Source organism: Limosilactobacillus mucosae, assembly GCF_013423865.1.
In the GTDB taxonomy this organism is placed as follows: domain Bacteria; phylum Bacillota; class Bacilli; order Lactobacillales; family Lactobacillaceae; genus Limosilactobacillus; species Limosilactobacillus mucosae.
On the sequence record NZ_CP058954.1, the window covers coordinates 210,423 to 235,642 of the forward strand.

Genomic DNA, 25,220 nt, shown 5'->3' on the forward strand with positions numbered 1-25,220 from the left:
ATAATGATTCAAGGATTTGGAATTGATTTAACGGAAATTGCCCGCGTGAAGCGTGCCGTTGAAAAGACGCCCAGTTTCGTCAAGCGAATCCTTACGCCGCCTGAATTGGAACAATTGGCAAAATTAGGCGGTCAGCGCCGCTATGAATACATTGCTGGTCGTTGGTCGCTAAAAGAGGCCTTTGCTAAGGCTTGGGGAACTGGAATCGGTCGTGAGGTCGGCTTTCAAGACATTGCGATCATCAATAATCAAAGCGGTCGGCCAATCGTGGTTAAATCGCCATTTGAAGGTCAAGTGTGGGCATCGGTCAGTCATACGAAAGATCTGGTCATGACTGAGATCATTTTGGAAAGGACAAGCGATCAGAAAAATGATTAGCGCACAATTGCGGGATGCCGCTATGGTAGTCGATCTAAAGGCATTAAAGCATAATATCAAACAGCAGCAGGCCGCCTTGCCAGCCGGCAGTCGAATCCTGGCTGTCGTCAAGGCTGATGCCTATGGACATGGTGCCGTACCGGTTGCTCATGCCGCTAAGGAAGCTGGTGTTGATGGCTTTTGTGTGGCCATGCTTGATGAGGGACTCGAGCTTAGAAATGCCGGTATCGATCAGTTGATGCTGGTATTGGGACTGACGCCGGTTCACTATGCGCCGGTTGCGGCTTTAAACGATATCTCGCTGACGGTGGGCAGCGTCAACTGGCTTAAGGAATATGCTGAACTGGCTAAAAATGAGTCGTTACCGCCCCTAAAGGTCCACTTGGCACTGGATACCGGTATGGGACGGATCGGTTTTCGCGATGCTGCCGAACTAAAGCAGGCTTTGGCACTGGTTAACCAGCCAGCTTTTGTTTTTGAAGGAATGTTTACGCACTTTGCCACGGCTGACGCGGCTGATGATACCTACTTTAAGCGGCAGCTGGGACGTTGGCATGACTTTTTGGCGGCTGTTGATCAAAAACCGCCTTATGTTCACATGGCCAATTCCGCAGTCGGTATGTGGCATCGCAAAACGATCGCAGCCAACACGGTTCGGATGGGGATCTCGATGTATGGCTGCAATCCTTCTGGTCATGAGCTGCCTGATTCGCTGGATCTGCAGCCGGTAGCTTCAATCGTTGCAAAGACGACTTTTGTTAAGTATCTGCAGGCTGGCGAATCCATCAGCTATGGCGCGACCTATACTGCACAAAGCGATGAATGGGTTGCTACGCTGCCAATTGGCTATGCGGATGGCTATTTGCGCCGGATGCAGGGCTTTAAGGTCTTAGTGGCTGGTCAGAAATGCGATATCTTAGGGCGAATTTGCATGGATCAAATGATGATTCGGCTGCCTGAGTCAATGCCAATCGGAACTGAGGTCGTTTTGATGGGGAGTTCAAAAGGCAAGACGCTTTCAGCAACCGACCTGGCCGATCATGCCCACACGATCAATTATGAAATCCTGACGAGTATTACACCGCGATTAATGCGACGCTATAAAAACTAGGCAGGCGATGATGAATGGGGAAGATACGGATTCAGCGCGGTGACGTTTATCTTGCGGATCTGTCGCCAGTGATTGGCTCAGAACAAGGTGGCGCGCGGCCGGTACTGATTATTCAAAATGATGTCGGTAACCGCTACAGTCCAACGACGATCGTAGCTGCCATTACGTCCCAGCTGACGAAAAGCACCTTACCGACGCATGTTAAGATCAAAGCAGCCGAATCAGGAATCGCCTGTGATTCGATCATCTTGCTTGAGCAGCTGCAAACGATTGATAAGCGGCGCTTGAAAAAGCATTTAACGCGCTTTGACGATCGGATCATGAAAAACGTCGACCATGCACTGCACATTAGTTTGAATCTATCGTAAATCAAAAAGATCCAGTCGCTGTTGACTGGATCTTTTTTCATGCTGAATCTGGTTTTAATAGTTGGGATGCAGATCTTCGATTTCTGGGACTTCAAAGCCTTTGCGATTCAGCCGTTTGACGATTTTGTCAACCAAAGCCTGATCGGCACTGGCCGGCAGCGTAAACAGAATCTGCTTGTTATGCGTCTGGGTTGGGTCAAGGTTAAGCGAGATGACGTTGGCAATGTCGGTAAAACGGGTAATTTCTTTGGCTGCCGTTACTAAAGCGCCGCGCTCATCAGGGACCGTTACCGTTAAGACATAGCTGCCAGCATTAATGTTCCAGGCTTCAGCCAGCATGCGCAGGACACGGCTGTGCGTCAGGATGCCATAAAAGTGGTTGTCCTCGTCCAAAACAGCAATGTATGGCAGATCACGAATGGTAAAGAAGACATTGAAAAAGGCGGCCTTGATTGAGATAAACTTGGTTGAGTTTTTCAGCAGGCTGGTAACGGGCAGATCCATGTCGCCATGTCGTGATTTATGCCGATAGATGTGCATCTTGTAGATGTTGCCGCGAAAAATCGTCCCCGTCTTGTCTAAAACCGGTACGCAGCGAAAACCGGTATTTTCCAAAACAGTCAATGCCTCTGCCAAGGTGGCATCTTCAGGCAGCGTGGTTAGTTGATCCTTGGTTTTGATCAGAGAGTTAAAAATCATGCTATTGCCTCCAATTAAGTTGCAGTCTGTGGATTATCTATCAACATGATAGCACAAGTCGTAATGGTCTAATCAGCAAAAATAGCGTGGGCATTTGCTTTTTGATTGATCGTCACTTGCGGTATAATAATTGCACTGATGCTGGACGGGGTACGGCTCCGTGCGGCCTTTTTGCGTGTAAAGAAAGGTGATTCTAATGAAAATGATCGTAGGATTGGGCAATATTGGCTCTCGTTATGATGAAACGCGGCACAACAGCGGCTTTATGGTTGTTGAACAGATCGCGCGTGACTATCAGCTGGGGGCCTTTAGTCATACTAAATACGAAGCCGTGGCTGCCACGGGGATGATTGACGGTGAAAAAGTAATGTTGGTCAAGCCAACCACGTTTATGAATGATTCTGGTCGTGCCGTGAAGCCATTGATGGACTACTATCAAGTTGATCTGGCTGATCTGGTTATCGTTGCCGATGATCTGGACATGCCGGTTGGCCGCGTGCGTTTGAAGACGCATGGCGCTTCTGGCGGCCACAATGGTTTAAAGAGCATCATTCAATACCTGGGAACCAAGAATTTCAATCGGGTCAAGCTGGGAATCGATCATCCCCAAAACGGCACGGTGGTCAGTCATGTGCTGGGCCGCTTTACGCCACAGGAGCGCCCTGCTTTTGATCAGGCCGTGGCGGTTGCGGAAAAAGCCTTGATCGACTGGGTTCATGGCGAGACGTTTGACCAATTGATGAATCAATACAACTAATCAAAAAGGGGCTGGCATAGTGCGGCTGACGGAATTTATCGAATCGACCAAGGATTTTAAAACGATTCTGACAACGATTCGCGATCAAAAAAATCAATTGATTACTGGGGTTGCCGGCTCCGCTAAGACACTGTTGCTGGCGGCGCTGCATGAAAAGCTGACGCAGCCGCAGCTGATCATTGTCGATAGCCTTTATCATATGCAGAAGCTGGCAACTGATCTGGAGAACCTGCTGCCTGATACTGAAATCTATCAGTTTCCAGTTGAAGAGGTACTGGCAGCTGAAGTAGCGACCAGTTCGCCTAACTACCGACTACAGCGGGTATTGGCCCTCAATGCACTGCAGCAGCAGACACCCGCCATTGTGATTGCCTCGGTGGCAGGACTGCGCCGAAATTTGATTGCACCAGCGCAGTTTGCCCAGGCCTCGCTGCAGCTGAAACCAGGCATGGAACTGGATCCAACTGAGCTGCGCGCTAAGCTGGGCGCAATGGGCTATCAATATCAGCAGATGGTACTAAGACCTGGTGACTTTGCCATGCGGGGCTCGATTATTGATATCTATGCCTTAAATACCGAGCTGCCGATTCGAATCGATCTTTTTGATACTGAGGTTGATTCGCTGCGTACTTTTGATCCGGAATCTCAGCGCAGTCAAGAAAATCTTGCTGAAGTTACGATTCTGCCGGCAACTGACTTTATCCTGCCCATTACGGAATTTGAACGGGTTGCGCAGGAAATGACCAAAGAGCAGGCTGACCTGCAGGCAGTGGTTGTCGATCAGGAACAAAGACAAGTGCTCAATAGTCATTTTGCCGAACTGATCACGGCGCTAAAAAAACATGAGCTGCCGGTTGAAATGCTGGAATATGCGGATCTGGTCTATCCTGAGGCGGCCTCGCTTTTAGACTATCTGCCGCCAGCTGGCAGTCTGTATCTGGACGATTGGCCACGTATTAAAGAAACGGGTCAGCGTCTGAAAAAAGACGAATTGAGCTGGCTGGACGAAAAAATACAGCATCATGAACGGGGACAGGCCGGTTTTCTGGGTCATGATCCAGAGCAGCTGGTGGCTGATGACGCCCATGCCCAGGCCTACCTGGCGCTGTTTAAAAAAGGAATGGGTGCCAAACGGTTTGCCGCGCTGACTGATTTAAAGACGCGTCCCATGCAGCGCTTCTTTGGTCAGATGGCGCTTTTGAAAAGTGAGCTGCAGCGCTGGCAGGCCCAGGGCGAAACGATTGTCTTACTAGCACAGAGTCAAGAGCGTCGCCAGCAGATGGCTAAGACGATGGCTGAGTTTGGCGTCAAGGCCGTTGAGACAAAACCCGACCAGCTGTTGGAGCATCAGACGCAGCTGACGGCCATGACGCTGGCAAACGGGTTTGAATATCCACAGGCCAATCTGGTCGCTATTACTGAAAACGAGATGTTTGCTCAGGTCAAACAGCGACGGGTGCGGCCGCAGAAACTGGCTAACGCGGAACGGCTCAAAAGCTATGCCGACTTAAAGCCCGGTGACTATGTCGTTCATGTCAACCATGGGATCGGGATCTTTTCCGGCATTAAGACGATGACGGTTGATGGAGCCAATCAAGACTATATGGTGATCAACTATCGCAATCACGCGCAGATCTTTGTCCCAGTCACGCAGCTGGATCTGGTTCAAAAATACGTGGCCAGTGAAGGCAAGGTTCCTCACGTCAATCGACTGGGCGGAACCGAGTGGGCCAAAACCAAAGCACGCGTAGCCGCCAGGGTCGAGGACATTGCTGATGAGCTGGTTGATCTTTATGCAGCCAGAGAAACAGAAAAGGGTTACGCCTTTCCTAAAGACGATTATCTGCAGGAAAAGTTTGAAGCCGAGTTTCCTTATCAAGAAACGCCTGATCAGCTGCGCAGCATCAAAGAAATCAAAGCCGACATGGAAAGCGAGCACCCCATGGATCGGCTCTTGGTCGGCGATGTTGGCTATGGCAAGACGGAAGTAGCGCTGCGAGCAGTCTTTAAGGCGGTTTTAGGCGGCAAGCAGGTGGCCTTTTTGGTTCCAACCACGATTCTGGCCCAGCAGCATTATGATACGATGAAGAACCGCTTTGAAGGCTTTCCGATTGAGATTGCTATGATGTCGCGTTTTCGAACGCCTAAACAGCTTAAAGAAACCGAAGCGAGCCTCAAGAATGGCAAGATTGACGTCGTAGTCGGCACGCACCGGCTGCTTAGCAAAGACGTTCAGTTCAATGATCTGGGACTGCTGGTCATTGATGAGGAGCAGCGATTTGGCGTCAAGCATAAAGAACGGCTCAAACAGCTAAAAAGCAACATTGACGTGTTAACGCTGACGGCCACCCCAATTCCGCGGACGCTGCACATGTCAATGATGGGTGTGCGTGATCTGTCGGTAATTGAAACGCCGCCTGCTGATCGCTATCCAATTCAAACTTATGTGATGGAGCAAAACCAAGCCGCGATTCGTGATGGAATGCTGCGCGAGCTGCAGCGGGGCGGGCAGGTCTATTATCTGCACAACCGTGTCAACGATATTGAACGAACCGTTGCCGAATTGCAGGAGCTGGTTCCTGAGGCCAGGATCGGCTATATTCATGGCAAGATGACCGAAGCACAGCTGGAAGGCGTCTTATATGACTTCGTTCAAGGCGAGGATGACGTTTTGGTAACGACTTCAATCATTGAAATCGGCGTCGATATTGCCAACGTCAACACGCTGTTTGTTGAAAATGCCGATCGAATGGGCCTGTCTCAGCTCTACCAGATTCGGGGACGGATTGGCCGCAGCAATCGCGTTGCCTATGCCTATTTTATGTATCAGCCAAACAAGGTGCTGACGGAACTTGGTGAAAAGCGGCTGGCGGCCATTCGCGACTTTACTGAACTGGGCAGCGGCTTTAAGATTGCCATGCGTGACTTGGCGATTCGCGGCGCGGGCAATCTTTTGGGCAAGCAGCAGCACGGCTTTATCGATTCGGTTGGCTATGATCTGTATGCCGAGATGCTTAGCGAAGCCGTGGCTAAAAAACGTGGCCAGGTTAAAAAGCCGATTGCCAATACCGAAATTGACATCAACGTGGAAGCCTATCTGCCTGATGAATACGTCAGCGACTCACGCCAAAAGATTGCGCTATACAAACAGGTGCGCCAGGCAAAATCAGATCAGGAGCTGCTTGATCTGCAAGGCGATCTGATTGACCGGTTTGGTGATTATGGCGAGCCCGTTGAGAATCTGCTGCTGGTAGGTGAGCTAAAGATGAATGCCGATGCGGCAATGCTGGAATCGATCAAGCGTCAGCGCGACAATCTTGTTTTGACCTTCACCAAGACCGGCAGTTGTGCCATCAAGCCTCCTGAAATCATCAAGGCTCTGGCGGCGACGCGGTTTAAGGCAACGATGGGTCAGACCGATGATGGCCGGCTGACCGTCAGATTAATCATTCAGCCGAAGATGACGCAAAAAGACTGGCTCAAGCAGCTGATCGTCTGCGTACGCGGCATCAATCAGGCGCTTAACGATGCCGATAATGATGCCAAGCATGATTTAAAAGACAAGCAAGAAAAAAGTCATGATCAGGAAAGGAAATAGATAAATGCGGTTAGACAAATTTTTAAAGGTTTCTCGAATCATCAAGCGGCGGACGGTTGCCAAAAAGATTGCCGATCAGGGACGAATCCTGGTCAACGGCAAGCCGGCAAAATCGTCCAGCAGCGTTAAAGCCGGTGATGAGCTGACCATTCAGTTTGGCAACAAAACCGAGACCGTCCGAATTGATCAGATTATTGAGACTACCAAAAAGAGTGAGACGGATCAGATGTATACCATCATTGATGAAAAATTTGCCGAGGACTTCAGCAATCCATTTGACGATTAGCCTTTGATCTGAAGCGATTGTGCCGGTTAGGCTCGATTAACCAAAAATGAGTCAGCAGGTAATTTAGGATTAGGTTGGACAGTTGCTAAAAAATCCTGTTATACTTTGGACAATAATTACAAGGTGAGGAATTCTCAATGAAAGGTCGCAATGTCTACAGTCTTGATACGCCATATGCTCAGCAGAAAACAGCTCAGCAGGCGGCGGATAAGGCCTATGCTCGAAAAATCCACAAGCGCCGCTTTTTAGCGATGATTGGCATAATTGGCGTTTTTGTTCTGGTATTTGGCGTTCAGATCTGGAAAAACCAGCGGCAGCTTGGCCGGGTCAATGCTCAGATTCAACAGACGCAAACGCAGCTAACCAAGCAGAAAAGCAAGCAAAAGCAGCTGAACAGTCACATTAAAGAGCTGAATGATCCTGAATATCTTCAACAGCTGATTCGTTCCAAATACAACTACGCTAAAAAAGGCGAAACGATTTATAACTTTGCTAATTAAGCTAAAAGCGCTTTAAAAATCGTGACAGCGTTTAACTGACGATGTAAGAAAGCGGTTTTGGCTTTTTTTGTTCGCTTTATTACGATAATTGTTCACTTGTAACAATGTTGATTTATGTTATACTCAAAACTGTAAATAAATGATTAATTTTTAATGAGGAGGGCCAGCTAGTTCATGGCAATTGAAGAAGGAGCAAAGGTTTCAGGGAAGATCTCAGGTATTACTAATTTCGGGGCTTTCGTTGATCTAGACGATAATCAGACGGGATTGGTTCATATCAGTCAGATTTCTGATCGCTTCATCAAAGACATTCACGACGTTCTGTCAGTCGGCGATACGGTAACTGTCAAGGTAATGAAGATTGGCAGTGATGGCAAGATCGCCTTATCGATGAAGGAAGCTCAACCTAAGGAAAAACGTCACCACCATGAGGAGCGCGAAAACCATCGCGAACAGGGACACGGCTTCCACGAACGACGTCATGATGAAGAGGCTCATGGTCATGCTTACACTCAAGAGCGCCATGAACACCGTGAATTCAACCATGCACCGCAGCGCGGCTTTTCTGGGGCTCGTCATCACCGGCAAAATGACAGCTTCGACAATATGCTGGCCGGTTTTATGAAGGAAAGCGAATCACGCCTGTCAACGCTGAAACGGCAAACGGATGGCAAGCGTGGGGGCCGTGGCGGTCGTCGCAGCTAAAATGAATCTTCAACAACAGATTAAGCGGCGTCTAACAGGGCACCGCTTTTTTGAATCAGCTGCTCCCTTGGTAGTTGCCGTTTCTGGAGGCGTTGATTCAATGGTGCTGCTGGACGTGATGCAGCAGCTGGTTGATCGTAGACGATTGATCGTTGCCCACGTCAACCATGAATTGCGCAAACAGAGCCAGCAAGAAGAGGCCTTTTTAAAAAGCTACTGTCAAAAGCATCAATTAAAGCTGGCAGTCAGACACTGGCCGATCAAAGAACATCCGCAAACCGGGATTGAGGATGCCGCGCGGACAATGCGCTATCACTTTTTTGCCCAGACGATGCATGCACATCAGGCTGATTTTCTTTTGACCGCGCACCATGCCAATGATCAAGCAGAGACAATGCTGATGAAGATGGTCAGGGGCGGCCAGCTGACGGCACTGGCTGGGATTGAAGATGAGCGGCCATTTGCTGGTAAAACGCTACTCAGACCGCTTTTGACCATTTCCAAGGATCGGCTTTATGAGTATGCCAATATGCATCAGTTAACCTGGTTTGAGGATAATACCAATCAGGACCTTGCTTTGACGCGCAATCGTTTTCGAAATCTGATCGTTCCTGCCATGATCAAAGAGAATCCGCGTTTTTTGGCGCATATGACGGCGTGGCATGAACAGTTGAGCGATCTGCTGACTTTTAGTCAAAACAGCTTGGCGCAGCTTCTGGCACAGATGACGACGGCAAATCAGCTGCAGCTGGCAAAGTATCGACAGCAGCCACAGTCCAGTCGCCGGCTGCTAATGCTGCAATGGCTGAAGAATCAGGCTGTCTATGACTTGACACGATCACAGATCAGGCAGATCGACCAGCTGCTAAACGATGACAAAAAGCCGCAGCAGATCATGCAATTGCCAAATGAACACTGGCTGGTGAAAGAATATGATGTTTGTTGGCTTAAAAACGCGGCTAAAAAGGTCGATAATTCGCAAAAAAAGTCCGCAGCTGTGGTAGAATTGGGCCAATGGCATGAAATCAACGATGAATTGACGTTTGGGGTCTTTAGTAAGGATCAGCTGCCTAAAGACGCCATTGTGCTGGCCAGATTCAAGCTGCCGCCTGATGCCTTGCCGCTGAGATTAAGGGGCTGGCAAAAAGACGATCGGCTGCGCTTAAAAAGTGGCGGCCATCAAAAGGTTCGGCGCGTTTTGATCAACGACAAGGTACCGCAGCCGCAGCGCCAGGAGCAACTGGTTTTGACTACGGCTGCTGAGACGGTGCTGTGGGTAGTTGGCCATAAGTTTGCCTGGCTGGATGAGTCAAGCAGCGCTGCTGAAGACCAAGAATGCCAAATCATTGTAGTTGCCCAACGAAAATGCTAAAAGGAGCAGATAAATGAACAACGATATTGAACGCGTCTTGTACAGCACTGAAGAGATCAATGCTGCTGAAGATCGCCTGGCTAAGCAGATCAATGCCGACTATGCCGACAAAAAGCCGCTGGTGGTTTCAGTGCTGACTGGCGCGGCGCCTTTTTCGGTTGATATGTTTAAAAAGATGACCTGTTACGTACAGCTGGACTTTATTGACGTTTCCAGCTATTACGGCGGCACTGAGTCGACTGGGACGATCAAATTGATTCACGACTTGAAGGCTGATCTGGAGGGCCAAGACGTCTTGATCATGGAAGATATCGTCGACACTGGCCGCACGCTGCGCTATCTGGTTGATCTGTTAGGCGAGCGTGGTGCCAACAGCGTCAAGGTATGTACGCTGCTGGATAAGCCAGAGGGCCGCAAAGTCGAAATCGAGGCTGACTATGTTGGTTTTGTCGTTCCAAACGAGTTCTTGGTCGGCTATGGCCTTGACTATCAGGGCTACTATCGAAACCTGCCATACGTAGGAATCCTGAAGCCTTCCGTATATAGCAAATAGTTGATCAAATAATGGTCAATGATGGTCAATTATGCTATCATTTAGTCCATCAAAATAAATTAAATATTGCCGTTGGATAGGAGGTTGTTATGAACAACAATCGTAAAAATAATGGATTCGCTCATAACGTGCTCTTCTATGCGATAATCTTTTTGTGCATTATGGGAATTGCCTACTTCTTCTTTGGAGGAAGCAGTACGGATACGCAAAGCAAAAACGTTTCCCAAAGCACTTTTGTTACCGAATTGAAGGACAATAAGGTTAAGAGCTTCCAACTTCAACCAGACGGCGGAGTCTACAAGATCACTGGTATCTACCGCAAGCCACAGAAGGTCAGCGGCAGCGATGCCGGGTTCTCGATCGTCGGGCAAAAGAGCAGTACCACGACCAGCTTCCAAAGCTCAGTGCTGGACAGCGACGTAACGCTCAGTCAGCTGCAGAAGTATGCTGAAAAGCACAACGTTACCATCAGCACCAAGGCCGAAGAATCCAACAGTCTGTGGATGAACCTGCTGTTTACCATTTTGCCATTGATCATCATGGTATTTTTCTTCTACATGATGATGGGGCAAGCCAGTCAAGGCGGTCGTGGCGGCGGGATGATGAACTTTGGCAAGTCTAAGGCCAAGCCCGCCAATGCCAAGGAAAACAAGGTCCGTTTCTCTGACGTTGCTGGTGAAGAAGAAGAAAAGCAGGAACTGGTTGAAGTCGTTGAATTTCTGAAGAATCCAAAGAAATTCACGCGGCTGGGGGCCAAGATTCCATCTGGTGTGCTGCTTGAAGGGCCTCCAGGTACTGGTAAGACGCTGCTGGCCAAAGCCGTTGCGGGTGAAGCCGGCGTACCATTCTTCTCGATTTCAGGTTCTGATTTCGTTGAGATGTTTGTCGGGGTTGGTGCCAGCCGGGTTCGTGACCTGTTTGACCAAGCCAAGAAGGCCGCGCCATCAATCATCTTTATCGACGAAATCGATGCCGTTGGTCGGCGGCGTGGCTCTGGCATGGGCGGCGGTCACGATGAACGTGAACAGACGCTGAACCAGCTGCTGGTTGAAATGGACGGTTTTAATGGTGATGAAGGCGTTATCGTAATGGCTGCCACCAACCGGGCTGACGTTTTGGACCCAGCACTGCTGCGGCCAGGCCGATTTGACCGGAAGATTCTGGTCGGTGCTCCTGACGTCAAGGGTCGTGAAGCAATTCTGCGCGTTCATGCCCGCAACAAGCCATTGGGATCAGATGTCGACTTAAAGGAAATTGCCAAGCAGACGCCGGGATTCGTGGGTGCCGATTTGGCCAACCTGCTGAATGAGGCGGCATTGCTGGCTGCACGGCGCAATGAAAACGAGATTTCAGCCGCTGACGTTGATGAAGCCGAAGACCGCGTGATTGCTGGTCCAGCCAAGCGTGATCGGGTCGTTTCGCCAAAAGAACGCGAAACCGTTGCCTACCACGAAGCCGGCCACACGATCGTTGGGCTGGTCTTAAACGATGCACGGGTCGTTCATAAAGTAACGATCGTACCACGTGGCCGCGCCGGTGGGTATGCAATCATGCTGCCGCGTGAAGACCAGATGTTGATGAGCAAGAAAAATGCTGAAGAGCAGATTGCTGGTCTGATGGGTGGCCGGGCAGCTGAAGAAATCATCTTCCATTCACAGTCGTCCGGGGCTTCCAATGACTTTGAACAGGCAACGCAGATTGCGCGGGCCATGGTTACCCAATATGGGATGAGCGACAAGATCGGTCCGGTTGAGCTGCAGAGCTCTGGACAGGTTTTTGCTGGCCAAGGCTATGATCAGGCAGGCTACTCAGAACATACGGCTGCCTTGGTTGATGAAGAAATCAAGCGGATCTTGAATGAAGGTCATGAACAAGCGCTTCATATCATCGAGACGCACCGTGAACAGCACAAGCTGATTGCCGAGGCGCTGCTCAAGTACGAAACGCTGAACGAAAAGCAGATTCTGAGTCTGTACAAGACTGGGAAGATGCCGGAAGCCGATGTTGAAGCTGCTGAAGATGAACAGCATGCCGCAACTTTTGAAGAGTCCAAGCGTGCTTTGGAACGTCGCGAAACTGAAAAAGTAGAGGACGAGCATGACAACGATGCTGAATCGGATCATGCTTCACAAACGCCAGACAGCTCAGCTTCAAACGATCAAAATGACCACCATGACGATCATGATGATCAGGCATAATTGCCAATTAACAGGAGCGTTTTTGACCACTGGTCGCCGCTCCTGTTTTATTATGGAATCAAAACTAGAAAAGGTGACCAATGATGGAAAACAATGACTATTTAGTAAAAAGCATGACCAAGGATGGAATGTTTCGTGCGTATGCAGTGCGTGCTACCAACCTGGTTGAAAAAGCCCATGAGATTCACGATACCTGGAGTGCCAGCTCGGCAGCTTTAGGACGCACCCTTATCGGCACGCTGCTATTATCAACGTCCAGCTTGGATGAAAAAGCCGGCATGACGGTTAAGATTCAAGGCAATGGGCCAGTTGGCTACATCGTCGCTGATGGTACGGCTCACGGCGAGGTTAAGGGCTATATGAAAAACCCGCACGTCAATCTGCCATTGAACGATGCTGGCAAGATTGATGTTGCCGGTGCGATTGGCCGCCAAGGAACGCTTTCGGTAACAACGATGACGCCAGGCGACAAGACGCCTTATACTGGCGAGGTTGATCTGATCTCAGGCGAGCTGGGTGATGACTTTACCTATTATCTGGCCAAGTCGGAACAGATTCCCTCGGCAGTCGGCTTGTCGGTCTTTGTTGAAAAAGATGATTCGATTAAGGCAGCTGGTGGATTTATGGTCCAGGTAATGCCCGGTGCCAGCGATGAGGCCATTACCAAATTGGAAACGGCCATTCAAGGCATGCCGAGAGTATCGGATCTGCTTTTGGAAGGTAAGACGCCAGAAGACATCCTGCATCTGCTGTTCCCTGATGAAGAACTCAAGATGCTGCAGACGATGCCGGTATCATATGCCTGCCACTGCAACAAAAATCGCTTTGCACATGCCCTGGCAACGATCAAACCGGCTGATCTAAAGGAAATGATTGAACAAGACGAAGGTGCTGAAATCGTCTGTCAGTTCTGCGGCAAGAAGTATCAGTTTGACAAGCAGGACTTGGAAGTGATCTTAAAGCAAGCCACCAGCAGCGACCAGGCATAGTCAAGCAAAATCCCGCGCTCATCAGCTGAGCCCGGGATTTTTTGCAGGTTTGGATATTTTTACCAGCCAGCTGCCGGCCTCTGATTGACATTTTGAATCCGACCACTGAAAATTAAGGCAATTGTCAAAAGATAGGTGAGGGATTTGAAAGACGATTTGTTTAAATGGCTGGGTGGACTGGCTTTTCTGAATAACGTTGGCTATAGCTGCGTATGGCCGGTGACGACGATTTATATGCATAATCAGCTGCATCAGTCGTTGGTTCTGGCCGGGGTGGTTCTACTGTGCTATTCCAGTGCCAACGTAATCGGCAGTATTGCAGCAGGCAGCCGATTTGATCGCGGGCATACGTTTGGCTTGAACCTTTTTGGCCAGCTGATTACGCTTCTGGCCGTAACGCTGTTGATCTTTATGCATGGCTGGCCAAGCTATCCCATTTTGTTATGTATTTTTGGTTTTGGCAATGGCTGGATTTTAACCTTGATCAATTCAATGGGGACCAGAGTCAAAAAATATCCCAGCGTTAAGGTCTTCAATCAGCTTTATCTGGCTGAAAACATCGGTCTGGTAGTCGGTACGGGACTCACTGGCTTTATCTATGAACAGGGAATTGGCTGGCTGTTTGTGCTGATTGCCGGGATCTATCTGGTCAGTCTGATTATCGTTGGCATTAAGTTCGCCAAAGTTGAGCTGCATGGTGAGTGCCAAGTCAAACAAGCTGATACCGCATCGGCTGACTTGACTGGCAAGCGCAATCTTTTCGTAATCATCGTTTTGCTGCTCGGGCTGGTGGTCGTCTGGGTCATGTATGAACAGTGGATGAGCAATCTGGCAGTCTATCTAGCACGGTTCGGCATTTCAACGGGGCGTTATGGCATGCTTTGGACGATCAATGGCATTTTGATCATTATTTTTCAGCTGCTGCTTGACTGGATTGGCCGCTACCATGCGACGCTTGATCTTCAAGTGATTCTGGGAGCCTTTTTTATGGCTGGCTCGTTTATGCTGCTGCTTTTCGCGGCTCGCTATGGGCAGTTTGTCTTGGCGATGGTTGTGCTGACGCTGGGCGAGTCGCTTTTGATTCCAGGTGTGCCCGCATATGTCAATCGCTTGTCGCCGGTTGTTCAAAAAGGTCGCGGGCAAGGGATGGTCAATGCATTTTCATCGATTGGCAAGGCGATTGGGCCGCTGTTTGGCGGTTTGGTCATTGAAAGACTGGGCTATCTCAAGTTATTTGCACAATCTGTACGGTTGCTGATCTGATTGTTGGTATGATGATCGGAATAGTGCTGCTGATTTTACGTCGCAGCCTGCAGACCTATGATTAAATTGGAATTGCTGAGGGTCTGGCTTGCTAATCTGGCAATGATTAGGCTACAATCGTTTTGATTGCAATTTTAAGGAGGATATTTTTGTGGAATGGCAAATTGGCAATGTTACGATTCCAAATCAAGTCGTAGTAGCTCCCATGGCTGGAGTTACCAACTCTGCGTTCCGTGTCATCTGTAAAAAGTTTGGCGCTGGCTACGTGGTCTGCGAAATGATTTCTGATCGCGGCATTATGTACCACAACAAAAAGACCCTGTCGATGCTGAAGGTTGAGCCGATCGAACATCCGATGGGCATTCAGATTTTTGGCGGTACAAAGGAGACTTTGGTTCAAGCAGCCAAATTCATCGATGAAAATACCGAAGCTGATGTAATTGACATCAACATGGGCTGTCCAGTCAACAAAGTCGTTAACACCGATGCCGGAGCAAAATGGCTGTTGGATCCAAATAAAGTTTATGAAATGGTTTCTTATGTCGTCGATGCCGTTAAAAAACCAGTTACGGTCAAAATGCGGATCGGCTGGGATGATAAGCACATTTATGCCGTCGAAAACGCATTGGCAGCCGAACGTGCTGGTGCCCAGGCAATCGCCATGCATGGTCGGACTCGCAAACAGATGTATACAGGTCACGCGGATTGGAATATCCTAAAAGAAGTGGCCAATGCATTGACGATTCCGTTTATGGGTAATGGCGACGTTAAAACGCCAGAAGATGCCAAACGGATGCTGGATGAGACGGGAGCAACCGCAGTCATGATCGGCCGGGCAGCAATGGGTAATCCATGGATGCTTAAGCGGACGGCTCATTATCTGGAAACGGGTGAACTGCTTCCAGAAGCTACGCCAGAGCAAAAAATTGCGATGGCCAAGGAGCATTTGGCTGGTTTGGTAGAATTAAAAGGCGAGCATGTTGGCGTTCGTGAGTTCCGGGGACAATCAACCTTCTACATCAAGGGAATTCCTCGGGCGGCCAGAACAAAGGCAGCGTTGGTTGAAGCGGAAACGCAGCAGGAAATGATTGATATTTTCGATCGTTTCTTGGAGGAAACACAAAAGCGGGCGGCACAGCAAGAGATGCATCGTGCTCAACGCCAGGCAAAAATTGAGGAGGAAGACTAGTGTCACAAGAACTGGATCAAATGCGCGTTCGTCGCGAAAAGATGGATGAACTCAAAGCAGCAGGAATTGAGCCATTTGGCCGTCGCTACCATCGCGACCACTTAGCTCAGGATCTGCATGAACAATTTGATCAGATAGATAAAGACGAGTTGCTTGAACAAGAAAACATGGTCAGCATTGCCGGCCGAATGATGCGCAAACGCAGCAGCGGTAAGGCGGGCTTTGCGGATTTCGTTGATCGGACGGGCAAAATTCAGGTCTACGCGCGCAAGGATATGGTTGGCGATGAACAATACCATATCTTTAAGCGGGCCGATCTTGGCGACTTCATGGGGATCAAAGGTGACGTCATCAAGACCAACACCGGTGAACTAACGATTCGTGCGCGTGAGATTACCTTTCTGTCCAAGGCTTTGCGGCCACTGCCAAACAAATGGGAAGGGGTTAAGGATCCAGAAACCATCTATCGTCAGCGTTACCTGGATCTGATTGCCAACCCAGAAAGCTTTAAACGTTTCCATCAACGGACGGCGATTATCAAGGCAATTCGTAAGTACATGGATGACCATGGCTTTACCGAGGTCGAAACGCCAATTTTGAATACTCAGGCTGGTGGTGCCAATGCACGGCCATTTATTACGCACCATAATGCCTTAAACATTGATATGTATCTGCGGATTGCGACGGAGCTTTATCTGAAGCGGCTGATCGTCGGGGGCTTTGAACGGGTCTATGAACTGGGACGGGTCTTTCGTAATGAAGGGATGGACCTGCAGCATAATCCAGAATTTACAACGATTGAAACCTATGCCGCTTACTGGGATCTGTGGGATGTCATGGACGAAACGGAAGGGATCATTAAGGCAGCAGCCAAGGTAGTCTCTGATGATGGCAAGATTACCTATCAAGGCACTGAGATTGACCTTGGCGGCGAATTTAAGCGGATTACGATGAACGATGCCGTTAAGGAACAGACCGGTATTGACTTTAAGAAAATCAAGACCGATGAAGAAGCTCGTCAGCTGGCGGCAGAAAAGCACGTTAAGTATGAAAAATGGTGGTCAAAGGGTCATATTCTGAGTGCCTTCTTTGACGAATTCGTTGAAGACACCCTGATTCAGCCAACGTTTATCTATGAGTTCCCTGTTGAGGTATCGCCACTGGCTAAGCGGAACCAAGAAAATCCTGAAATGGCAGATCGGTTTGAGCTTTACATTGCTGGCGGTGAAATGGGCAATGCCTTTAGCGAACTGAACGATCCAATCGACCAGAAGTATCGTTTTGAAATGCAGGCCAAGGAAAAGGCTAATGGTAACGATGAGGCCGAACCAGTTGATCTGGACTATGTTGAGGCTTTGGAATACGGGATGCCGCCAACGGGTGGTCTGGGGATCGGTATCGACCGTTTGGTAATGCTTTTGACGGATGCCAAGTCGATTCGTGACGTTATTCTCTTCCCAACGATGCGTCCAGAAAAGACTGCTGATGAAGAAGAAAAATAATATTTAGCACACTAAAAACACGTCTTGCAGATCTGCAGCGTGTTTTTTTATTTATCGTTGGAATTAATAAGTAGATGAGCCGCTGATAAATCATAGATTGCAATCTGAATAACAGTTGGTTTCTAATCACTTTTTGTTCGTTAAATAACGAATCATATTGAGCTTTATGGAGCATTAGTTCGTAAACCTAAAATAGATTTAGAAAGTTTGAAAATAGCGTTGACGAACCCTTGGGAAACCTGTATAGTATTTATTGTTGTCAAAGCGATTGGATGGCAGTCAGCTGTTTGGTCGTTAATGATCAGAAAAAACTTCTTGACATTACTTTGACAATTTGATATATTAATTAAGTCGCTGATTTGCTTGGTTTTGAAATTAAATAAATTTCTTCTTGACAGGCAATTAGAGATTTGATAAAGTAATAAACGTTGTGATTAAGCAACATGGTAGACCTTTGAAAACTGAATACAGTTTCGACGAACACAAATGTGCAGGGTCATCAATCATTACGATTGATGCAAAAAACATTTGCGAAGTCAATTCGCTTAATTTAAATTTGAGCTTTTCAAGTTCTTATATTTTATATGAGAGTTTGATCCTGGCTCAGGATGAACGCCGGCGGTGTGCCTAATACATGCAAGTCGAACGCGTTGGCCCAACTGATTGAACGTGCTTGCACGGACTTGACGTTGGTTTACCAGCGAGTGGCGGACGGGTGAGTAACACGTAGGTAACCTGCCCCAAAGCGGGGGATAACATTTGGAAACAGATGCTAATACCGCATAACAATTTGAATCGCATGATTCAAATTTAAAAGATGGCTTCGGCTATCACTTTGGGATGGACCTGCGGCGCATTAGCTTGTTGGTAGGGTAACGGCCTACCAAGGCTGTGATGCGTAGCCGAGTTGAGAGACTGATCGGCCACAATGGAACTGAGACACGGTCCATACTCCTACGGGAGGCAGCAGTAGGGAATCTTCCACAATGGGCGCAAGCCTGATGGAGCAACACCGCGTGAGTGAAGAAGGGTTTCGGCTCATAAAGCTCTGTTGTTAGAGAAGAACGTGCGTGAGAGCAACTGTTCACGCAGTGACGGTATCTAACCAGAAAGTCACGGCTAACTACGTGCCAGCAGCCGCGGTAATACGTAGGTGGCAAGCGTTATCCGGATTTATTGGGCGTAAAGCGAGCGCAGGCGGTTTGATAAGTCTGATGTGAAAGCCTTTGGCTTAACCAAAGAAGTGCATCGGAAACTGTCAGACTTGAGTGCAGAAGAGGACAGTGGAACTCCATGTGTAGCGGTGGAATGCGTAGATATATGGAAGAACACCAGTGGCGAAGGCGGCTGTCTGGTCTGCAACTGACGCTGAGGCTCGAAAGCATGGGTAGCGAACAGGATTAGATACCCTGGTAGTCCATGCCGTAAACGATGAGTGCTAGGTGTTGGAGGGTTTCCGCCCTTCAGTGCCGCAGCTAACGCATTAAGCACTCCGCCTGGGGAGTACGACCGCAAGGTTGAAACTCAAAGGAATTGACGGGGGCCCGCACAAGCGGTGGAGCATGTGGTTTAATTCGAAGCTACGCGAAGAACCTTACCAGGTCTTGACATCTTGCGCCAACCCTAGAGATAGGGCGTTTCCTTCGGGAACGCAATGACAGGTGGTGCATGGTCGTCGTCAGCTCGTGTCGTGAGATGTTGGGTTAAGTCCCGCAACGAGCGCAACCCTTGTTACTAGTTGCCAGCATTCAGTTGGGCACTCTAGTGAGACTGCCGGTGACAAACCGGAGGAAGGTGGGGACGACGTCAGATCATCATGCCCCTTATGACCTGGGCTACACACGTGCTACAATGGACGGTACAACGAGTCGCGAACTCGCGAGGGCAAGCTAATCTCTTAAAACCGTTCTCAGTTCGGACTGCAGGCTGCAACTCGCCTGCACGAAGTCGGAATCGCTAGTAATCGCGGATCAGCATGCCGCGGTGAATACGTTCCCGGGCCTTGTACACACCGCCCGTCACACCATGAGAGTTTGCAACACCCAAAGTCGGTGGGGTAACCCTTCGGGGAGCTAGCCGCCTAAGGTGGGGCAGATGATTAGGGTGAAGTCGTAACAAGGTAGCCGTAGGAGAACCTGCGGCTGGATCACCTCCTTTCTAAGGAATTAATCGGAAACCTGCACATTCGTTGAAACTGCGTTCAGTTTTGAGGGGTCTACCCTCAGCTTGTACTTTGAAAACTAAATAATATTTATTTCTTTATTCACAATTAAACCGAGAACACCGCGTTATTTGAGTTTTATTAACGAAATTAATCGCATACTCAATAACTGAGGTGATCGTAAGATCATCAAGGTTAAGTTATGAAGGGCGCATGGTGAATGCCTTGGTACTAGGAGCCGATGAAGGACGGGACTAACACCGATATGCTTCGGGGAGCGGTAAGTACGCTTTGATCCGGAGATTTCCGAATGGGGAAACCCAATCATCTTAGTCGATGATTGCCTGAGCAGTGAATACATAGCTGTCAGGCGGTAGACGCAGTGAACTGAAACATCTAAGTAGCTGCAGGAAGAGAAAGAAAATTCGATTCCCCGAGTAGCGGCGAGCGAAACGGGAAGAGCCCAAACCAACGAGCTTGCTTGTTGGGGTTGTAGGACTGAACATTTGAGTTACCAAAGTGCGACGTAGTTGAAGTCGTTGGGAAGCGACGCCAAAGATGGTGATAGCCCAGTAAACGAAACGTCACACTCTCAGTTCAGGATCCTGAGTACGGCGGGACACGTGAAACCCCGTCGGAATCCGCGAGGACCATCTCGCAAGGCTAAATACTCCCTAGTGACCGATAGTGAACCAGTACCGTGAGGGAAAGGTGAAAAGCACCCCGGGAGGGGAGTGAAACAGTTCCTGAAACCATGTGCCTACAAGCTGTCGGAGCACATTTACGTGTGACGGCGTGCCTCTTGCAGAATGAACCGGCGAGTCATGATTGCGTGCAAGGTTAAGGTGGAAAAACCGGAGCCGCAGCGAAAGCGAGTCTGAAATGGGCGTACGAAGTACGCAGTTATGTACCCGAAACCAGGTGACCTACCCATGTCCAGGTTGAAGGTGCGGTAAAACGCACTGGAGGACCGAACCCGTATCAGTTGAAAATGGTTGGGATGAGGTGTGGGTAGCGGTGAAATTCCAAACGAACTTGGAGATAGCTGGTTCTCTCCGAAATCTCTTTAGGGGGAGCCTCGAGGTTTAGAATCATGGAGGTAGAGCACTGTTTGGACTAGGGGCCCGTCATGGGTTACTGACTTCAGATAAACTCCGAATGCCATTGATTTTTACTCGGGAGTCACACGGTGAGTGATAAGATCCATCGTGGAAAGGGGAACAGCCCAGATCATCAGCTAAGGTCCCTAAATATATGCTAAGTGGAAAAGGATGTGGAATTGCACAGACAACTAGGATGTTGGCTCAGAAGCAGCCATCATTTAAAGAGTGCGTAATAGCTCACTAGTCGAGTGACTCTGCGCCGAAAATGTACCGGGGCTAAGCATATTACCGAAGCTATGGATGCATCCATCAGGATGCGTGGTAGGAGAGCGTTCCAAGGGCGATGAAGTCAGACCGTAAGGACTGGTGGAGCGCTTGGAAGTGAGAATGCCGGTATGAGTAGCGAAAGACAGGTGAGAATCCTGTCCACCGAATGACTAAGGTTTCCTGGGGAAGGCTCGTCCTCCCAGGGTTAGTCGGGACCTAAGTCGAGGCCGAGAGGCGTAGACGATGGACAACAGGTTGATATTCCTGTACCAGTTGATTGTGCTTGAGTGATGGAGTGACGCAGAAGGCTAAGCGATCCGGACGATTGGAAGTGTCCGGCCAAGCAGCAAGTCAGTTGATGAGTCAAATGCTTATCAGCGGGTTGACAAGCTGTGACGGGGAGCGAAATTATAGTAGCGAAGTCGTTGATGTCACGCTGCCGAGAAAAGCTTCTAGCGAATAATCAACTGCCCGTACCGCAAACCGACACAGGTAGTCGAGGAGAGTATCCTAAGGTGAGCGAGCGAACTCTCGTTAAGGAACTCGGCAAAATGACCCCGTAACTTCGGGAGAAGGGGTGCTGATCGCAAGATCAGCCGCAGTGAAAAGGCCCAGGCGACTGTTTATCAAAAACACAGGTTTCTGCAAAATCGTAAGATGAAGTATAGGGGCTGACGCCTGCCCGGTGCTGGAAGGTTAAAAGGAAGAGTTAGCTTCGGCGAAGCCCTGAATTGAAGCCCCAGTAAACGGCGGCCGTAACTATAACGGTCCTAAGGTAGCGAAATTCCTTGTCGGGTAAGTTCCGACCCGCACGAAAGGCGTAACGATCTGGGCACTGTCTCAACGAGAGACTCGGTGAAATTGAATTGCCTGTGAAGATGCAGGCTACCCGCGACAGGACGGAAAGACCCCATGGAGCTTTACTGTAGCTTGATATTGAGTGCTTGTACTGCTTGTACAGGATAGGTAGGAGCCATAGAAGCCAGGACGCTAGTTTTGGCAGAGGCGTTGGTGGGATACTACCCTTGCATTATGATCACTCTAACCCGCACCACTGATCGTGGTGGGAGACAGTGTCAGGTGGGCAGTTTGACTGGGGCGGTCGCCTCCCAAAAGATAACGGAGGCGCCCAAAGGTTCGCTCAGAATGGTTGGAAATCATTCGCAGAGTGTAAAGGCACAAGCGAGCTTGACTGCGAGACAGACAGGTCGAGCAGGGACGAAAGTCGGGCTTAGTGATCCGGTGGTTCCGCATGGAAGGGCCATCGCTCAACGGATAAAAGCTACCCTGGGGATAACAGGCTTATCTCCCCCAAGAGTCCACATCGACGGGGAGGTTTGGCACCTCGATGTCGGCTCATCGCATCCTGGGGCTGTAGTCGGTCCCAAGGGTTGGGCTGTTCGCCCATTAAAGCGGTACGCGAGCTGGGTTCAGAACGTCGTGAGACAGTTCGGTCCCTATCCGTCGCGGGCGTAGGAAATTTGAGAGGACCTGTCCTTAGTACGAGAGGACCGGGATGGACATACCGCTGGTGTACCAGTTGTTCCGCCAGGAGCATCGCTGGGTAGCTATGTATGGATGAGATAAACGCTGAAAGCATCTAAGCGTGAAACTCGCCTCAAGATGAGATTTCCCATTCCTTATGGAAGTAAGACCCCTCAGAGATGATGAGGTAGATAGGATGGAAGTGGAAGTGCCGCGAGGCATGGAGCGGACCATTACTAATCGGTCGAGGACTTAACCAAGTTTAGGGTGTTTCGATTGAACGTGAGAAGAATAGATATTGTTTAGTTTTGAGAGTGCAAGCTCTCAATCCTGAAAAGGATTAGTGTGGTGATGATGGCTTGAAGGATACACCTGTTCCCATGCCGAACACAGAAGTTAAGCTTCAACGCGCCGAAAGTAGTTGGGGGATCGCTCCCTGCGAGGATAGGGCATTGCCATGCATTATTCCGGCATAGCTCAGTTGGTAGAGCACCTGACTGTTAATCAGGTTGTCGTCAGTTCGAGTCTGACTGCCGGAGTCGTTGAAATACTGATCGGTATTTCTTTTGCCAACTTAGCTCAGCTGGTAGAGCATCTCCCTCGTAAAGAGAAGGTCGTAGGTTCGACTCCTATAGTTGGCATAATAAACATTCGTTAAATGTTACAAAGTTTGATTTATCAACGTTTTTCGTCGGTATATCAAGCTTTGTTTTTGTTTATTGCGAAAAGTGCTGCACACGTTTTGACAAGAAAAACTCGAATCTGCTAGTTGTAACTGAAAAGCTCCGTACTGGGCTGATGTCCGAGATACGGAGCTTTTTATTTTGAGCTGAGTGAGGCCGACATGCAGCTGATGAGCAGTTTGGACAAAAATGAGAGTCAGTTTTTTGATCACCGTGATCCAGCCGCAATTGAAAGCATTACGCGACTAACCCAGTTTAAGGAGGAATTTTTTGTGAAAGCAGCAGTATTTATCGCTCCAAGACAGATTGAGGTCCAAGAGACTGCCAAGCCAGAAATCGATGGTGAAAACCAAGCTATCATTCGTGTCGTTCGAGCAAGTGTCTGTGGCTCTGATCTGTGGTGGTACCGCGGTATTGCCAAACGAGAAGCCAATACGCTGGTTGGTCATGAGGCAATCGGGGTTGTTGAACAGGTGAGTGCAGACGTCAGCCAGATTAAAGCGGGCAACTTTGTAATCGTACCGTTTACTCATGGCTGTGGACATTGCGTGGCCTGTTTGAACGGCTTTGAAGGCAACTGTCTGAATCAAAAGCCAGGATCTAACGGCGGCTATCAAGCAGAATTCATGAAATATGAATCAGCTGACTCCGGACTGGTAAAGATTCCTGGTGCGCCAGCCGACTACACGGATGAGCAGCTGGCCTCGCTGCAGACGCTTTCTGACGTTATGGCGACCGGCTTTCATGCGGCCAAAAATGCTGAGGTCAAGCCAGGCGATACGGTTGCAGTGATTGGTGATGGCGCGGTTGGCCTGTGTGGCGTAATCGGTGCCAAGCTGTTGGGCGCGGAAAAGATTATCCTGCTCAGCCACCACGAAGATCGAGCAGCTTTAGGCCGAGAATTTGGTGCTACTGACATTGTTGCCCAAAAAGGTGCCGCTGCCGTTCAGCAGGTATTGGCCCTGACTAAAGAAAATGCCGGTGTTGACGCTGTTTTGGAATGTGTTGGCACGGCTGGGGCCATTGATCAGGCTGGCCAGATTGCACGACCGGGAGCAGTGATTGGTCGCGTCGGCGTACCGCATGCTGAACCAAAATCCAACCAGCTGTTCTGGAAAAACATCGGTCTGCGTGGCGGAATTGCCTCGGTTACCAAGCCGGATAAGGAATTGCTGCTCAAGGCCGTTTTGGATGGGGAGATTAACCCAGGCAAGGTCTTTACCAAGAGCTTTGACCTTGATCACGCTGCTGATGCCTATGCAGCAATGGATCAGCGCCAGGCCATCAAAACGCTGCTGGTAATCGATTAGTCGTTGGTTTGCCGTCTTGATTATGTCTTAAACATTATTGGTGGTCTTTCTTAAGCACAATTAAAATTTGATGATATAATCACTTAAAAGACATAAGAGAGGCGAAAAACATGAGCGACGTGGATATTGAAGAGATTCGCTTGCTAACGAAAAAAGGACTCAATGAGCTGCTGGAACAGGCCCATCTGGAACCGGATGATCTGTTCGTCTTGGGCTTGAGTACCAGTGAGGTTCAAGGCAAGATGATCGGCAAGCATTCCAACATTGAAATTGGCCGGACGATTGTCAAAACGATTATTGAGACTTTAAAACCGTTGGGCGTTCATTTGGCCGTACAGGGATGCGAGCATTTAAACCGAGCGCTGGTGGTTGAAAAAGCGGTTGCCAAGGCTAAAGGACTCGAGATCGTCAGTGTCTTTCCCCAGATCAATGCCGGTGGCGCCGGTCAGATTGCCGCCTTTGAAAACTTTACTGATCCCGTTGAGGTCGAACATGTCGTTGCCAATGCTGGCATGGATATCGGTGATACGTTTATTGGTATGCATGTTAAGTTTGTCCAGGTGCCAGTTCGTACTTCAGTTAAGGAGATTGGTCAGGCCCACGTGACTTATCTGCGCACACGGCCAAAATATATTGGCGGACCACGGGCAAAATATGAGTGGGATCCATTCAACGAAAAATAAAACGGGACAGGTGCTTGAAATTGTGCATGTGCATGATTTTAAGCACTTTTTTTAGTTAAA

At 49.1% G+C, this 25,220-nt stretch carries 18 protein-coding genes, 2 tRNA genes and 3 rRNA genes; 22 read left to right on the forward strand and 1 reads right to left on the reverse strand.

The window, feature by feature from the left end; genetic code table 11:
- The first annotated feature begins 3 nt into the window (after window positions 1-3).
- Genes acpS through H0G69_RS00920 form a run of 3 tightly spaced genes read left to right on the forward strand, consistent with a single transcriptional unit; the run spans window position 4 to window position 1,857 of the window.
- Window positions 4-378 (forward strand): holo-ACP synthase, encoded by a 375-nt coding sequence (acpS, locus tag H0G69_RS00910; protein ID WP_006499409.1) that lies wholly within the window; start codon window positions 4-6, stop codon window positions 376-378.
- Window positions 371-1,489, forward strand: coding sequence for an alanine racemase (gene alr / locus H0G69_RS00915; RefSeq protein WP_180304967.1), 1,119 nt, complete (start codon window positions 371-373; stop codon window positions 1,487-1,489). Before acpS ends, alr begins: the two co-directional genes overlap by 8 nt.
- 14 nt (window positions 1,490-1,503) lie before the next feature.
- Window positions 1,504-1,857, forward strand: a complete 354-nt coding sequence (locus H0G69_RS00920; protein ID WP_270360569.1) for a type II toxin-antitoxin system PemK/MazF family toxin — start codon at window positions 1,504-1,506, stop codon at window positions 1,855-1,857.
- A 54-nt stretch (window positions 1,858-1,911) separates the two neighbouring features.
- Here H0G69_RS00920 and cbpA read toward each other — a convergent pair whose 3' ends face one another.
- Complete coding sequence (cbpA, locus tag H0G69_RS00925; RefSeq protein ID WP_056968486.1) at window positions 1,912-2,556, reverse strand: cyclic di-AMP binding protein CbpA; 645 nt, start codon at window positions 2,554-2,556, stop codon at window positions 1,912-1,914.
- Window positions 2,557-2,752: 196 nt separating this feature from the next.
- On the opposite strand from cbpA, the gene pth reads away from it, so the two are divergent.
- The 19 genes from pth (at window position 2,753) to H0G69_RS01020 (ending at window position 25,160) form a co-directional block, all read left to right on the forward strand.
- Window positions 2,753-3,313 (forward strand): aminoacyl-tRNA hydrolase, encoded by a 561-nt coding sequence (gene pth, locus H0G69_RS00930; protein WP_180304968.1) that lies wholly within the window; start codon window positions 2,753-2,755, stop codon window positions 3,311-3,313.
- 19 nt (window positions 3,314-3,332) lie between these two features.
- The gene (gene mfd, locus H0G69_RS00935; protein WP_180304969.1) at window positions 3,333-6,911 is read left to right on the forward strand and encodes a transcription-repair coupling factor; all 3,579 of its coding nucleotides are present in this window, start codon (window positions 3,333-3,335) and stop codon (window positions 6,909-6,911) included.
- A gap of 4 nt (window positions 6,912-6,915) precedes the next feature.
- A complete protein-coding gene (locus H0G69_RS00940) occupies window positions 6,916-7,197 on the forward strand; it encodes an RNA-binding S4 domain-containing protein (protein ID WP_006499415.1) in 282 nt (93 codons plus the stop codon).
- Between the two features lie 137 nt (window positions 7,198-7,334).
- Entirely contained in the window at window positions 7,335-7,697 is a 363-nt protein-coding gene (locus H0G69_RS00945) for an FtsB family cell division protein (RefSeq protein WP_006499416.1), read from the forward strand.
- 174 nt (window positions 7,698-7,871) lie between these two features.
- Window positions 7,872-8,402, forward strand: coding sequence for a S1 domain-containing RNA-binding protein (locus H0G69_RS00950; RefSeq protein ID WP_180304970.1), 531 nt, complete (start codon window positions 7,872-7,874; stop codon window positions 8,400-8,402).
- Entirely contained in the window at window positions 8,365-9,774 is a 1,410-nt protein-coding gene (gene tilS, locus H0G69_RS00955; RefSeq protein WP_180304971.1) for a tRNA lysidine(34) synthetase TilS, read from the forward strand. The genes H0G69_RS00950 and tilS overlap by 38 nt, the downstream gene beginning before the upstream one ends.
- Window positions 9,775-9,787: 13 nt before the next feature.
- Complete coding sequence (gene hpt / locus H0G69_RS00960) at window positions 9,788-10,327, forward strand: hypoxanthine phosphoribosyltransferase (RefSeq protein WP_180304972.1); 540 nt, start codon at window positions 9,788-9,790, stop codon at window positions 10,325-10,327.
- Between the two features lie 89 nt (window positions 10,328-10,416).
- A complete protein-coding gene (ftsH, locus tag H0G69_RS00965) occupies window positions 10,417-12,525 on the forward strand; it encodes an ATP-dependent zinc metalloprotease FtsH (protein WP_180304973.1) in 2,109 nt (702 codons plus the stop codon).
- An 83-nt stretch (window positions 12,526-12,608) separates the two neighbouring features.
- Entirely contained in the window at window positions 12,609-13,514 is a 906-nt protein-coding gene (gene hslO, locus H0G69_RS00970; protein WP_128513194.1) for an Hsp33 family molecular chaperone HslO, read from the forward strand.
- Between the two features lie 144 nt (window positions 13,515-13,658).
- Window positions 13,659-14,777 (forward strand): MFS transporter, encoded by a 1,119-nt coding sequence (locus H0G69_RS00975; protein WP_180304974.1) that lies wholly within the window; start codon window positions 13,659-13,661, stop codon window positions 14,775-14,777.
- 151 nt (window positions 14,778-14,928) lie between these two features.
- Window positions 14,929-15,966 carry a tRNA dihydrouridine synthase DusB gene (dusB, locus tag H0G69_RS00980; RefSeq protein WP_006499424.1) on the forward strand — a complete coding sequence of 346 codons (1,038 nt, stop codon included), beginning with the start codon at window positions 14,929-14,931 and terminating at the stop codon, window positions 15,964-15,966.
- Entirely contained in the window at window positions 15,966-17,468 is a 1,503-nt protein-coding gene (gene lysS, locus H0G69_RS00985; protein ID WP_180304975.1) for a lysine--tRNA ligase, read from the forward strand. The genes dusB and lysS overlap by 1 nt, the downstream gene beginning before the upstream one ends.
- A 580-nt stretch (window positions 17,469-18,048) precedes the next feature.
- Window positions 18,049-19,625, forward strand: a 16S ribosomal RNA gene (locus H0G69_RS00990).
- A gap of 197 nt (window positions 19,626-19,822) precedes the next feature.
- Window positions 19,823-22,744: ribosomal RNA gene (locus tag H0G69_RS00995) — 23S ribosomal RNA — on the forward strand.
- Window positions 22,745-22,828: 84 nt separating this feature from the next.
- Window positions 22,829-22,945: ribosomal RNA gene (rrf, locus tag H0G69_RS01000) — 5S ribosomal RNA — on the forward strand.
- The 16S, 23S and 5S rRNA genes sit together here with 2 tRNA genes alongside, the layout of an rRNA operon.
- Before the next feature lie 5 nt (window positions 22,946-22,950).
- Window positions 22,951-23,023, forward strand: a tRNA-Asn gene (locus tag H0G69_RS01005).
- 29 nt (window positions 23,024-23,052) lie between these two features.
- A tRNA-Thr gene (locus H0G69_RS01010) sits at window positions 23,053-23,125 on the forward strand.
- Between the two features lie 314 nt (window positions 23,126-23,439).
- Window positions 23,440-24,477: an alcohol dehydrogenase catalytic domain-containing protein gene (locus H0G69_RS01015; RefSeq protein ID WP_180304976.1), complete on the forward strand. Its 1,038-nt coding sequence runs from the start codon at window positions 23,440-23,442 to the stop codon at window positions 24,475-24,477.
- Between the two features lie 110 nt (window positions 24,478-24,587).
- A complete protein-coding gene (locus H0G69_RS01020) occupies window positions 24,588-25,160 on the forward strand; it encodes a TIGR01440 family protein (protein WP_180304977.1) in 573 nt (190 codons plus the stop codon).
- The last annotated feature ends 60 nt before the right edge of the window (window positions 25,161-25,220 follow it).

Excerpts from the sequence above, each read along its gene's own strand:
- H0G69_RS01020 (WP_180304977.1), top strand. The coding sequence starts at position 24,588 with ATGAGCGACGTGGATATTGAAGAGATTCGCTTGCTAACGAAAAAAGGA.
- H0G69_RS00940 (WP_006499415.1), top strand. The coding sequence starts at position 6,916 with ATGCGGTTAGACAAATTTTTAAAGGTTTCTCGAATCATCAAGCGGCGG.
- hslO (WP_128513194.1), top strand. The coding sequence starts at position 12,609 with ATGGAAAACAATGACTATTTAGTAAAAAGCATGACCAAGGATGGAATG.
- H0G69_RS00920 (WP_270360569.1), top strand. The coding sequence starts at position 1,504 with ATGGGGAAGATACGGATTCAGCGCGGTGACGTTTATCTTGCGGATCTG.
- acpS (WP_006499409.1), top strand. The coding sequence starts at position 4 with ATGATTCAAGGATTTGGAATTGATTTAACGGAAATTGCCCGCGTGAAG.
- cbpA (WP_056968486.1), bottom strand. The coding sequence starts at position 2,556 with ATGATTTTTAACTCTCTGATCAAAACCAAGGATCAACTAACCACGCTG.
- ftsH (WP_180304973.1), top strand. The coding sequence starts at position 10,417 with ATGAACAACAATCGTAAAAATAATGGATTCGCTCATAACGTGCTCTTC.
- pth (WP_180304968.1), top strand. The coding sequence starts at position 2,753 with ATGAAAATGATCGTAGGATTGGGCAATATTGGCTCTCGTTATGATGAA.
- H0G69_RS00950 (WP_180304970.1), top strand. The coding sequence starts at position 7,872 with ATGGCAATTGAAGAAGGAGCAAAGGTTTCAGGGAAGATCTCAGGTATT.
- H0G69_RS00945 (WP_006499416.1), top strand. The coding sequence starts at position 7,335 with ATGAAAGGTCGCAATGTCTACAGTCTTGATACGCCATATGCTCAGCAG.
- tilS (WP_180304971.1), top strand. The coding sequence starts at position 8,365 with ATGGCAAGCGTGGGGGCCGTGGCGGTCGTCGCAGCTAAAATGAATCTT.
- alr (WP_180304967.1), top strand. The coding sequence starts at position 371 with ATGATTAGCGCACAATTGCGGGATGCCGCTATGGTAGTCGATCTAAAG.
- hpt (WP_180304972.1), top strand. The coding sequence starts at position 9,788 with ATGAACAACGATATTGAACGCGTCTTGTACAGCACTGAAGAGATCAAT.